This is a genomic window from Psychrobacter sp. 16-MNA-CIBAN-0192 (genome assembly GCF_040309565.1).
GTDB lineage: Bacteria > Pseudomonadota > Gammaproteobacteria > Pseudomonadales > Moraxellaceae > Psychrobacter.
Window position 1 is genome coordinate 162,816 of record NZ_JBEOOX010000004.1, and the last position, 12,569, is coordinate 175,384.

Consider the following 12,569-nt stretch of genomic DNA (forward strand, 5'->3'; position numbering starts at 1 on the left):
ATATTCATATCACATTTGCAGGTGCGTCTATTTAAACACTTATTAGACACCTCGCTCCATTAAAAGGAAGGAATACCACATGGATTATAATTCAAAAACTTCTACCGGCGGTCGTAATATGGCTGGTGCCCGTGCCCTTTGGCGCGCAACAGGCATGACCGATGACGACTTTGGCAAACCAATTATCGCCATTTCTAACTCATTTACTCAGTTTGTACCCGGTCATGTGCATCTCAAAGATTTGGGACAATTGGTTGCGCGCGAGATTGAAAAAGCGGGCGGTGTGGCAAAAGAGTTTAATACTATTGCCGTTGATGACGGTATTGCCATGGGTCACAGCGGTATGCTGTATTCTCTGCCGAGCCGTGATTTGATTGCCGATTCTGTTGAATATATGGTGAATGCGCATTGTGCGGATGCGCTAGTATGTATCTCTAACTGCGATAAAATCACTCCGGGTATGTTAATGGCAGCCATGCGCCTTAATATTCCAGTGGTCTTTATTTCAGGTGGACCCATGGAAGCGGGTAAAATTATCGCCAGTACCGTGGCACACAGTCATAATAATGACGGTGGTAGCGACGTCCATAGCACGGACAGTAAAGGCAATGCCATTCGTAAGCTTGACCTCGTCGATGCGATGATGGATGCGGCTGATGATAATATTAGTGATGAAGATGTATTGGCGATTGAAAGCTCAGCTTGTCCAACTTGTGGTTCGTGCTCAGGTATGTTTACCGCCAACTCGATGAACTGCTTGACCGAGGCATTAGGCTTGGCATTGCCAGGTAATGGTTCGCTATTGGCAACTCATTCACTGCGCCGCGAGCTGTTCTTAGAAGCAGGTCGTACGATTGTAGCTCTCGCTAAGCGTCGCTATGAGCAAGATGATGATTCAGTATTACCGCGCTCTATCGCGACTAAAGCGGCGTTTGAAAACGCCATGACTTTAGACATCGCCATGGGCGGTTCTACTAATACGATTTTACATTTATTGGCAGCCGCTAATGAAGCTGAAGTCGATTTTAAAATGCATGATATTGACCGTCTAAGTCGCGGTGTGCCTTGTTTGGCTAAAGTCGCCCCTGCTTCACAAAAATATCATATGGAAGATGTGCATCGTGCTGGCGGTGTCTTTGCACTATTGGCTGAGCTTGACCGTGCAGGGTTGCTCCATACTGATTTGCCAACCATTCATAGCGCGACCATGAAAGAAGCGATTGATAAATGGGACATCATGAATCCCGATAATCTTGAGGCACGCGCACGATATCTTGCAGCACCGGGCGGCGTACGTACCACACAAGCTTTTTCACAGTCAAAAGAGTGGTCAAACCTGGATGTAAACCGTGAGTCCGGCTGTATCCGTAGCGCTAAGCATGCCTATTCAACCGATGGCGGACTTGCCGTTTTGTACGGTAATATTGCTGAGCGTGGCTGTGTGGTCAAAACAGCGGGCGTTGATGACAGCATTTTGGTATTCACCGGACGTGCGCGCATTTTTGAATCGCAAGATGACGCTGTTGCTGCGGTACTTGATGATAAAATCATCGCAGGTGACGTGGTTATCATTCGCTATGAAGGTCCAAAAGGTGGACCCGGTATGCAAGAGATGCTTTATCCGACGACTTATCTAAAATCAAAAGGCTTAGGTAAAGAGTGTGCGCTTCTAACTGATGGTCGTTTTTCTGGCGGAACATCTGGCTTATCAATTGGTCATGCCAGCCCAGAAGCCGCTGAAGGCGGTGCTATCGGTTTAGTCCAAGAGGGCGATACCATTCATATCGATATCCCAAATCGCACCATTAATATGATGGTTAGCGATGCAGAACTGGCGGCACGCCGTGAGGAAATGGAAAGCCGTGGTAGTAAAGCATGGAAGCCGGTCAATCGTGAGCGTCATGTAACCCCTGCTCTACGTGCTTATGCTGCAATGACCACCAGCGCTGATACGGGTGCCGTACGTGATGTCAGTCAAGTTGAGCGCTAGGTAATAACGATTCGTTACAGCAGCAATTAATAGCTCCATAAAAATCAAATCAAAAAAAGTCTGCCGCGTGCAGGCTTTTTTTCACCAAAAAACAACGTAGCTGCCGTTTTGATAACGTTTATTTGCGGAAATTAAATTTTTTTAGCGTCATGATAAGCACATTAATTTAACGTGATTGACGCGCTTCTTTTTAATTCAACCTACCCGTGTGCGCAAACCTTATGCTCGAAAATTACAATTTATTCTTATTGATCTGCGGTATTGCGTTTTTATTTGGTGCGCTATTTCCATTGATGTTTAAACGCTTGCCTATCTCCTTGCCCATGCTGCAAGTCAGCTTTGGCATGATAATGGGTTATTGGTGGACAACGTTGTCCTTTTTAGACCCGATTAATAATGGTTTTCTCATTGAAAAACTGACTGAAATTGTCGTTTTAGTGTCGTTAGTTGGCGCTGGAATTAAAATTGATACGCCACTGACTTGGCAATTATGGCGACCGACCGCGCGCTTGCTCCTAATTACCATGCCTATTGGCATTTTTGCAATGGCAGTTTTGGGCTATTATGCCTTTGGCTTAAGTCTGGGCGCAGCGCTATTATTAGGCGCGGTACTGGCACCCACTGACCCGGTACTTGCTTCTAGTATTCAGGTTGGTCCGCCTAATACCGGTGGCGAAGATGCGCCTCGTTTTACTTTAACGTCAGAAGCCGGACTTAATGATGGCTTAGCTTTCCCTTTCGTTTATTTGGCAATAAAAATCGCTGAAGCTTATAGTGAGGGACAGCGCTTTACCGGTGAGATGCTGTGGTCATGGTTTACCCATGATGTGTTGTGGAAAATCGGTGCAGGCTTAATAGTTGGTGTGGCAGTCGGTAAGCTTTTGGCAAAGTTAATACTATCGAAAAATACCAATGGCACCACTATATCTCAAGGATATACGGTTATTGCTTTAACCTTATTGGCATATGGATTGGCTGAGTTTGTGCACAGTTATGGCTTTATTGCTGTATTTATTGCCGCCTTTACCTTTCGCCGTTCCGAAAGTAAGCATAGTTATCATGAAAAACTTCACGATTTTGCAGAGCAATCAGAAGGCTTATTTATGTCATTGGTGCTCGTCACCTTTGGGATGTTCATTGGGCAAGGTTTACAGTCCGGAGTTGAGCTGACATGGCGCGTTTATATTGTTAGCTTTACTTTTTTATTACTGATACGTCCACTTGGCGGCATGATTGCGCTGTCCGGACTTAACATGCATCGTACTGAAAAGTATGCCATTTCATCACTTGGCATCCGCGGTATTGGCACGCTTTATTATTTATCCTACGCTATTAATCAAGGTTTTTTTGCGGACGACGATGCCATTAAGTTATGGGTGGTCTGCTCTATTGTAATTTTAATCTCTATTTTCATTCATGGTTTGAGTGCACAGAAATTGCTGCAAATGACGCCTAATAAGGCACATGAATAATGATAAAGTGATAATAATACAATAATAGCGACTCGTTATAATCTTACGGACATTAAAAAAACCTACGATACAATGAATTGAATGAATCGTAGGTTTTTTTCGTAATAACAGAATAAAGCGCGTTGTTAATTAACGCCCTAATACAGAGCGCGGATCAACAGGATTGCCATTCAAACGTACTTGGAAATCAAGCCCAACTTGATTGGTCTGACCGCTATTGCCCATACTGGCAATACGTTGACCACGTTGTACTGAATCGCCTTCTTTTACCAATAGCTCACTGTTGTGCGCATAGGCAGTAATATAATTGTCACTATGGCGAATCATAATCAGATTGCCATATTCTTGTAGTCCATTACCAGCATACATCACACTGCCCCCTTGACTTGCCATTACAGGGTCACCGATGTTGCCAGCAAATAACATACCTAAAGCACCTTTTGACTCATCAAAGTTGCGAACAACTTGATTGCGGCTCGGCAGTTCATACCCTAAAGGCGCATTATTAATCACATCATAGACAGGATTGGCTGAGGGTGTACTGGTTGTAGACTGATTGTTGTTACTGGTGGCATTAGTGCTATTACTTCTATAGTTATTCTCATCACCTTGCCACAATTTCAGATACTGACCACTATAAATAGTGTACTGATTATCAAGCCCATTTAACGCGCCAATTTGACGATAGTTGAGACGGTAACGGGAAGCAACTTGGCTGACCGTGTCACCACGCGCGACCACATGATAATTTGGCACCCCTTGAGCATTAGTAATAATCTTGGGACCAGAGGATGGCTGCTGATAGCTGGGCTTAGTCGCACAGCCTGTCATAATAAGTGCACCAATGAGTGCCACCGTGACAAATGGCGCTTTAATAATAAATTTTTTCATAAAAGAATTCCTATATATTACTTTATATCATTGATAAGCAAAATTGATTAGAGATAGCAGTTAATAACGGCGTGTCCATAAAAGCGCAAAAGACTGTCGTTATTTTTTAATCATAATTTAATCGTAAGACGACATCAAAGTAGACAACCGATTTAATACGTCCGTCGGTGTATGATGTACCCGAACCGGCGATATACTAATATAACCCGCCGCCACCGCTTGGACATCCGTCACGCCTAACATCTGGTTCGATACCTCGATGTCTGCTAACCTATTGGCATCAGGCTCCGATATCATATCCGCATTGTTAGGCTTGACGACTGGCGTACCAAGGGGTATTTTACGCAAGCTTAACCAATAAGCATCACGTCCTCGCGGGTCTACCACTGGATGTACAGGGCAGGCGATATCACTATGACCCAAACGTGTAATCTTGCGCCCTTTAACCGCTGTAGCACAGTTTACCTCAGGGATATTAACGTTTAACACGTGATAGGGCAAACGCTTAAGCTCTGCAAGCAACGGTGTCTCTATTAAAATCTTGACAATCTCTGCCGCTGCCAGTTGATAACCATCCATCTGATCTTGTCCATCGCCCTTAATTGCACCACCGACCAAGGACGTTGCGATGGCAGGCAAACCAAACAGTTGCGCGGTTAGTGCCGCGCCAAAGGTTCCGGAAAATAACACATCTTGACCTAAGTTTGCCCCAGAATTGATACCAGTAATCACGCAATCAAACTTAACATCACGATATAAATGATGTAGCGCCAAATATACACAATCTGCGGGCGACCCTGTCACTGCTATAAACCCTGATGATAGCTGATGGGTATATAAAGGCTGAGAGATATTTAATGCACTGGCACATCCGCTTTGTTCGCTCACAGGGGCAACCACTTTTACCTCACCCAAGACCGATAACGCCTTATACAATGCCAATAGACCTGGGGCATGGACACCATCATCATTACTTATCAAAATATTCATCATGACTCACCATATTTATTATTAACCACCTGCCCAGCTGCTTTATTTAGTGAAAATTGTTATACTAAAAATCAGACTAATCCGTTTAAAATTAAACATTTGTTTTTAATTTTTATGTTGAAACCGTTATATACTATTACGATATATCTTCAACTAGAAGCATACTGCTATAAATGAGCTAAAAATAGCTACATTTTGCTAAAAGTCGTGAAGTGGTAGCTATATGCTAGCAGCCAATTGACGCCAATTTATCGTATTTTTAATATTACTATTGAGGTAAAAATGTGCCCTAAACAAACACCTTTTATAAAAATACACACTTATAAAAGGTTGTTAAAGCGATAGCGTCTTAGATGATAGTGGATATAAATGTTACAAAGTATCACAAGATATCGCGCTATATTAAGGTTGGCGTAACTTGCCTCTCAATGCTGCGCATATGTTGCTATATCAGGCGTTTAGCTCACAATACCCCTACACATAAAGCGATATTTTATGTGACTTTTGTTTTTTTTCCCATTACCATAATACCATTCAATCATGCAAAGCGAGTGTCCTACCGAATGAAAAAGCAATCGATGTTATCTATCATTTCTATGGCGTCAAAAACAGTATCAAAGATTGGGGTTGCTGGGTTAATCACTTCGGTTGCTATGGTGTCCCAAACCACCAATGCGGCGAATAAAGCAGCCACCACGATTCCCCTCGATATGTCAGGTATGAATATTACCAAACATGAAATTGCCGTCATGCAAGTGTTGTCAGAGATTTGTCCGCCGATGTTAAAGGGCAATCAAAAGCAGCGCTTTTATAAATCTTACAATACTCAGCTTCGTGAGCTAATGCCGTCATTAGAAGACCCAAAAGCTGCGATTCAATATTTATCTACCCAGCAAGATTATCGCCAGATTCTTCAAGGAATGCGCAGCTGGACTATGAGCTTCCCAAAACAGGACAATAAAGAGCTGTGCCAAGATATGGCAGATGCTCAATTTTAATAGCTTAGTGGACCACGCAGCGCTGTTGCCTAAAACAATAAAAAGACACTCATGTTCATATCGGTGAGTGTCTTTTTGTCGTTCGCTTAAGATGATTTTTAATAAATATAGTTTAAGATAGTAGAATAGAGCAATACTGCTACTGCAAGCTTAACCACTTTTTAAAAAGCGCCACCAACTCACTTCTATCCCGAGTGGCCAGATGGCAAAAATCAACACCTAACGCCTGTAAGCCATACTCAATACTGACTAAACTATGCAGTGGATACCAGTATATGAGGAGTGCTCGATGCGCATCTTCTTGCTCACGGATATCACGGGCTAACTGGGCAACTGCCTCTGGCAACACATCTTCAGCTATCATGATCATATCAACTGGCGTCATAATTAACTGCTCTATTGCTACCACTCCATACTGTTGACAGCTTACTGAAGCGCCAAACATCTCTAGCTCTTTTACCATAAAATCGACGTTTTGATGATAAATATAAATAATTTTTTTGTCTCTTAATAAATTCTGATGCTGCCCTTGATACGTGTTGCGTAGCGGTAAAGTCAAGATAAACTCTGCGCCCATATCAGGATTACTTTTCACCTCTATCGAAGCATCAATAAGTTGGGCGAATTGTTTTACCAGAGATAAGCCAAGTCCTAACCCTGCATATTCACGCGTATGACTGGGATCAACTTGAAAAAACGGGGTGAAGATATCTTCTAGATATTTGGTGTCGATGCCGATACCTGTGTCAGTGACTTTAATTTGCCAGCGGATACTGTCCGTAAAATAGTCAAGCTGTGACTCGATAATGACGTGACCAGTTAAGGTAAATTTGATTGCATTATCAATCAGAGCTGAGAGAATCTGCTTAATCTTGTCAACATCGCCTTTGAGGATAGAGTCAACATGCTGAACCCGACTGATTAATTCTAAGCCTTTTTGGCGCGCGCTGGGCTCAAAATCAGCAATGACATCGGACAACAACTGTAGTGGGTTAAACTCATTAACGCTAATGCCAATCTGACCTTTTTCAATCTTGTTTAGCTGAATAATTTGCTCAAGGGTATTATCTAAGTGCTCACTACCTTGTCTAATAATAGCTAAAATGTCCTGTTGCTCTTCATTCAAAGTCTGCGTATTTAACAGTTGCAGCCCACCTGCAATAGCATTTAATGAGGTTTTTAACTCATGGCTAATCATGCTCTGAAAATTAGAGCGCTGAATATCAAGTGATAGGCTTTTACTATGTAACTGCTCTTCAAGACCAGTAAGCTCGCTGTGCTTACTCTCAGCAGCATGTAAGCGATTAAACAAGGTAATGAGCGCCGACCGCACGCTTCTAAGTTCTGACAATTGAAATTGTCGCGGCATAAAGGGCAACTGTTTTAACTCAAGATTATTAGCAACCGTGTCACATACAGTGGCTAGGGCTACCATCTCTTTGGCAGGAGAGATTATTTTACGCAGAGCAAGCCATGCACAAATCAGACCCAGCCCCAAATTGATAAGCCATAATAATGCATGGTTTTTGAGCCATGTTAAGCGCAGTTTTTGCGCATCTAAGGTAATGTTAATATAGCCTATCAAAGTATTATTAGACGAAGTTGGTGCGATGGCACCTCCTCTCGCACTCTTTTGTCTGTTATCGGTTTTGGTCACTGCATAATTAAAGCTAACGGTACTCGCAAATAGTGCATTTTGCCAATCGTTTACAATACTCTCTGTATTTGCCTGATTGCTATCAGATAACAGATAGGTGGTCGAATAAAATAATATACCTTGGATATTTGGGTCTTCATCCAACAAACTACTAATTTGCTGCTCGATAATGTTTGGAGCGTTTGTTGTGGAGGCACTATCCGATAATAATGTGGCTAACTGATGGATATCTCGTCGCTTATTTTGATAGCTATGCACCAATTCAGAAGCGCAGGTAAGTAAATAAATAAACAATACTGTCGAGATGGCTACTTGAAAGACATAGCAGCGAATAAGATTTGGGAAAGATAGGCGCGAAAAACTATTCATGTCACTCAACTAGATTAGGGCGACTGTTACGAATCGTATGGGTATGAGTTAGGTATCATGATGAATAAATCCCAGTACCGGTCATAAAGCAACATAGAGTGTGATGAGAGTGAGCAATACGTCGCACTCTACAGATAATAGCAACACGGAAGGCTACTATTATCTGTAAAAGCGCCTCACCAACTGAAAGCACAGCTGTGACGTGAGGATAGAAAAATATATGAAAAGCCGTTGACTTAACGAGGCTTTTTACCTTTGGGTGTGACCTTCTTATCTTTAGTAGTAAATTTCTGCGCGCGATTACGTTCACGCTGGCGTAGCTGCTGCTCTTTTGCTTTGGTTGGGGTGTCGCTCTTGTTAGCGTAAGGGTTTTCATTCAATTTAAAGACCACGTTGAGTGGTGTGCCTTCTAACTTAAAGACCTGACGGAATTGATTTTCAAGATAGCGCTGATAGCTCTTAGGTAACGAGCCCGTCTGATTGCCATGAATGACAATAACGGGTGGATTGTGTCCACCGATATGCGCATAACGCAGCTTAATGCGGCGACCACCAACCGTTGGCGGCGGACTTGCTGCAACTGCATCTTGCAAAATTTGGGTCAAGCGATTGGTCGAAACTTCAAACATGGAAGACTGATAAGCGCGTAGAATTGATGGGTATAAGTTACCCACATTGGTGCCGTGCAGTGCCGATATTTGATGCACTTTCACATAAGGAATAAAGTTAAAACGGCGATCCATTTCTATTTTAATATAGTTCTTTTGATCAGCAGTTAGACCATCCCACTTATTAATTGCGACTACTAACGCACGACCGGCATCAAGCGCATAGCCAATCATATGTAAATCCTGATCAACAATACCTTCTTGCGCATCAATAACAATGACGGTTACATTTGAATCTTCAATCGCTTGCAATGTCTTGATCACTGAGAATTTTTCAACCTTGTCATCAATCTTGCCGCGGCGACGGACACCCGCAGTATCAATTAAAACATAGTCTTTACCATCACGCTTATAGGGAATATAAATACTGTCACGTGTGGTACCCGGCATATCGAATACGACCACGCGGTCTTCACCTAATAGACGGTTAACAAGCGTGGATTTACCAACGTTTGGACGACCGATAATAGCCAGTTTTAAGCCTCTTGGCTCTACTATATTTTCTTGATCAGGCATGTCAGCCGTTAGAATCTCAAGCAGATTACCAACACCGCGACCATGGCTTGCTGCCATTGGATATGGCTCGCCCAAACCTAACGCATAAAACTCAGCCGGCGCTGAATCATGAGCACCATCGACTTTATTAGCAACGACATAAACTGGCTTGCCAAGCGCGTGCAAAAACTTACCAATTTCGGCATCCGCACCAACCATACCCGCCCGCGCATCAACTACGAATACAATGATGTCGGCTTCATGAATGGCAGTATACGACTGCTCAGACATATAATCATCAATCGCGCCTTTGCCATCATCCGCTTCGCCGATACCACCAGTGTCGACCACAATAAATGCCTTGCCTTCATATTCGGCATCACCATATTGGCGATCACGGGTCAGACCTGACAAGTCAGCAACCAATGCTAGGCGACTTTTGGTGAATTGATTAAATAAGGTGGATTTACCAACGTTTGGGCGACCAATTAAGGCGACCACAGGCTTGATACTCATGCGTTACTCTCAGTGACGGACAATAATGACAGCAAATAGACTGCAATTGACCGCAAACTTAAATGAATGATAAAAATAATAAAATAGTTAATAATTATGATGCAACCTTGTTATAGCTGCTTATCAGCGTCGATGTCAAACACCGATAACCGTTAAGGCGCATAGATTACGCGAAACCAGCAGTCTAAACAAGCAATTTACACAAGGCATTAAACGCTGACTGAGCAGCGTTTAACAAAACAAGAAAGATCAATAGCTCAATACTTAATAATAAGTATACGTATCATTAGCGAGCTACTTGCCACATAGCCACTTGCCCTGACGTGCTTTGGGTCAGCAAACGATTATTTTTCACTTGTAGAGTCGTTAGCGCCCCTTTAGTTTGCACACGACTCACGATAGTACCTGTTGCTGGGTCGAATAAATGCACCACCCCTTCAAGGTCACCAACAGCAATATGGTTGCCAATCATGACAGGATTGGTCAATTTACGATAAGCTAACGCGTCATTTTCCCACAGCTTTTGACCAGTACGGCGATCATAAGCAACGACTTTGCCATCTAAGCTGCTGGCAATCACTTGCTTATTATTCACCGCCAACGCCTTGAGACTGGCAAGCTCTTGGACAAACATCACTTGCCGCGATGCTAAATCAATGGCTATTAGCTGACCACTATAGCTAATAGCAAATAACTGATTGCTATCTACAATGGGCATGCCATCTACATCACTCATGCGCTCAATTTCACTACTGCCCATACCCACGCCAATACGGCGTGACCACTGCGGCAAACCATTATCTGCAGTTATAGCGTGCAGGCGACCATCAGCCGTAGCCAGCAATGCCGTTTTAGCATCTAATAATACAGGCGCTGCAGTACCGCGAATACTGATTGCAGGGACTTGAGTGGCAAACTGCCAAACAGATTGTCCTGTTTGCAGTGATAGACCATGTAAAAAACCGTCATTAGCCGATAAGATGACACGGTTGTTAGTAATCAAGGCAGGCGTTAATACTGAGCCTGATAACTGCTGTTCCCAACGCTTAGCACCGGTTGTGGTATCAAATGCCAGTACCTGTCCATCACGCGTACTGACGATTGCCGTTTGACTAAACGCATCAACGGTCACACCGCCTGTGATTGGTTTGCCAATATTAATCGACCATAAGCGCTTGCCAGTATTATCAAAACCGATTATGTCGCCACCACGCGACGCAACGACCAGCTGTTCATTGTCATAACCGACTTGCAAGCTTAACGGGTCTTGTTTAATAGCCTTTTTGTTATCAACACTCACATTAAATACGGGTTGCAACAGACTAATTGGCTGCGCTATTTGTACTAATTTAACTGGTTCATTAACGACAGGCTTGATACCACGGTTACAACCGACAACGGCTGTGGTCATCAGCGCCAATACTGCCACGTGCATGACAGTCGCTTTTATCGTTTTACGAGAGCGCATAGATGGGGTCATGATAAATTCTCACTACAAATAAATTAATAATCAATAAAAGCAAATAACATTATAAGATTGCAACCCTATCATAGCAAAATATAGGTTACAGTCTTTAATATTTAAAAAATTAGCCTACGCTATACGATGATACTTAAGTACAATAATTGCAGATTTGACGGTTATGATAGCCAGTTACAACCTTACTGCACGATTTGTTCAGCAGTATCAGAGTTTGGAGAATTTGCTGTATTTAATACTGACTCAGGTGCAGCAGCCGCTTGAATGAGCGCAGCTTGCTCATTGATAGGCTCAGGAACCACCCCTAAACTTTCCATTTTTAATGCCAATACAGCGCGTGTCTCATTGCGACTGCGCAATAATTCCCATGCATTATTATACGCTTTAACAGCGGCTTCTTTATCGCCCTGAGTGACGTAAATATCCCCCAACAATTCTTGTTGACTCGGTTCAAACGAGCTTGGCATCTCATTATTCGCCTCAGCCAATGCCGCCGTAGTATCACCTGAAGCAAGCAAGACATTCGCATAACGCAAACGGGTAATCGCCTGTAAGCCTGCATCGCCCAGATCAATGGTTAACGCCTGTTTTAAAGTTGCCGCAGCGCCTTTAAAATCATCACTATCCACCTGCCCACGCGCTTTAATCATGAGCGCTTGCCACGCATAAACCGAATCGCCATGACTTTTCACTAGCGCGTCAATATCCTTATTCATCTGCGTACGGCTGGCTGATAAAGCAGCTTGTGCATCCGCGCCTAAATCAGGATTTTGGGCGGCTAAACTGAATTCTGCATTTACGCGTTGGATATCTGCATAATGATCCGCAGCAACGGTATCAACACGCGCATGATTATTTTGCCAATACGTCCACCCAAAATAGCCAGCCAATGCCAATAAAATAGCGGTAATGATATAACTACCATACTGCTTCAGTGCTTGCATTGAGTTGTCTGCATTGGGCGAATTCGGGGTCAGAGCCATGTTTATTTACCTGATAAGAACGAGTGACTTAAATATAAAGTGCTTAAATATAAGGCAGAA

Annotated in this window: 9 protein-coding genes; 3 read left to right on the plus strand and 6 right to left on the minus strand. The window is 43.1% G+C overall.

Going from position 1 to position 12,569, the window contains the following annotated elements:
* Positions 1-79 precede the first annotated feature (79 nt).
* Both ilvD and AAEY78_RS05260 read left to right on the plus strand, forming a co-directional pair.
* Positions 80-1,990, plus strand: a complete 1,911-nt coding sequence (gene ilvD, locus AAEY78_RS05255) for a dihydroxy-acid dehydratase (protein ID WP_352337911.1) — start codon at positions 80-82, stop codon at positions 1,988-1,990.
* Between the two features lie 221 nt (positions 1,991-2,211).
* Entirely contained in the window at positions 2,212-3,462 is a 1,251-nt protein-coding gene (locus AAEY78_RS05260; protein ID WP_352337912.1) for a cation:proton antiporter, read from the plus strand.
* A gap of 129 nt (positions 3,463-3,591) precedes the next feature.
* Here AAEY78_RS05260 and AAEY78_RS05265 read toward each other — a convergent pair whose 3' ends face one another.
* On the minus strand, positions 3,592-4,353 hold the full coding sequence (locus AAEY78_RS05265) for a peptidoglycan DD-metalloendopeptidase family protein (RefSeq protein ID WP_352337913.1): 762 nt from the start codon (positions 4,351-4,353) through the stop codon (positions 3,592-3,594).
* A gap of 117 nt (positions 4,354-4,470) precedes the next feature.
* Positions 4,471-5,343, minus strand: coding sequence for a 5'/3'-nucleotidase SurE (gene surE / locus AAEY78_RS05270; RefSeq protein ID WP_352337915.1), 873 nt, complete (start codon positions 5,341-5,343; stop codon positions 4,471-4,473).
* A gap of 563 nt (positions 5,344-5,906) precedes the next feature.
* Here surE and AAEY78_RS05275 point away from each other — a divergent pair.
* Positions 5,907-6,341: an MCR_0457 family protein gene (locus tag AAEY78_RS05275; RefSeq protein WP_352337916.1), complete on the plus strand. Its 435-nt coding sequence runs from the start codon at positions 5,907-5,909 to the stop codon at positions 6,339-6,341.
* A 139-nt stretch (positions 6,342-6,480) separates the two neighbouring features.
* Here the strand turns inward: AAEY78_RS05275 and AAEY78_RS05280 are convergent, their stop codons facing one another.
* From AAEY78_RS05280 to AAEY78_RS05295, 4 genes are all read right to left on the minus strand, one after another.
* On the minus strand, positions 6,481-8,367 hold the full coding sequence (locus AAEY78_RS05280) for a sensor histidine kinase (protein WP_352337918.1): 1,887 nt from the start codon (positions 8,365-8,367) through the stop codon (positions 6,481-6,483).
* A 236-nt stretch (positions 8,368-8,603) separates the two neighbouring features.
* A complete protein-coding gene (gene der / locus AAEY78_RS05285; RefSeq protein WP_352337920.1) occupies positions 8,604-10,046 on the minus strand; it encodes a ribosome biogenesis GTPase Der in 1,443 nt (480 codons plus the stop codon).
* A 286-nt stretch (positions 10,047-10,332) separates the two neighbouring features.
* On the minus strand, positions 10,333-11,526 hold the full coding sequence (gene bamB / locus AAEY78_RS05290; protein ID WP_352337921.1) for an outer membrane protein assembly factor BamB: 1,194 nt from the start codon (positions 11,524-11,526) through the stop codon (positions 10,333-10,335).
* A 182-nt stretch (positions 11,527-11,708) separates the two neighbouring features.
* On the minus strand, positions 11,709-12,509 hold the full coding sequence (locus AAEY78_RS05295) for a YfgM family protein (RefSeq protein ID WP_352337922.1): 801 nt from the start codon (positions 12,507-12,509) through the stop codon (positions 11,709-11,711).
* Positions 12,510-12,569 lie beyond the last annotated feature (60 nt).

What these genes read in the sequence shown, in the direction of transcription:
- ilvD (WP_352337911.1), top strand. Translation starts at nt 80, where the DNA reads ATGGATTATAATTCAAAAACTTCTACCGGCGGTCGTAATATGGCTGGT.
- AAEY78_RS05280 (WP_352337918.1), bottom strand. Translation starts at nt 8,367, where the DNA reads ATGAATAGTTTTTCGCGCCTATCTTTCCCAAATCTTATTCGCTGCTAT.
- der (WP_352337920.1), bottom strand. Translation starts at nt 10,046, where the DNA reads ATGAGTATCAAGCCTGTGGTCGCCTTAATTGGTCGCCCAAACGTTGGT.
- AAEY78_RS05265 (WP_352337913.1), bottom strand. Translation starts at nt 4,353, where the DNA reads ATGAAAAAATTTATTATTAAAGCGCCATTTGTCACGGTGGCACTCATT.
- AAEY78_RS05275 (WP_352337916.1), top strand. Translation starts at nt 5,907, where the DNA reads ATGAAAAAGCAATCGATGTTATCTATCATTTCTATGGCGTCAAAAACA.
- surE (WP_352337915.1), bottom strand. Translation starts at nt 5,343, where the DNA reads ATGAATATTTTGATAAGTAATGATGATGGTGTCCATGCCCCAGGTCTA.
- bamB (WP_352337921.1), bottom strand. Translation starts at nt 11,526, where the DNA reads ATGACCCCATCTATGCGCTCTCGTAAAACGATAAAAGCGACTGTCATG.
- AAEY78_RS05295 (WP_352337922.1), bottom strand. Translation starts at nt 12,509, where the DNA reads ATGGCTCTGACCCCGAATTCGCCCAATGCAGACAACTCAATGCAAGCA.
- AAEY78_RS05260 (WP_352337912.1), top strand. Translation starts at nt 2,212, where the DNA reads ATGCTCGAAAATTACAATTTATTCTTATTGATCTGCGGTATTGCGTTT.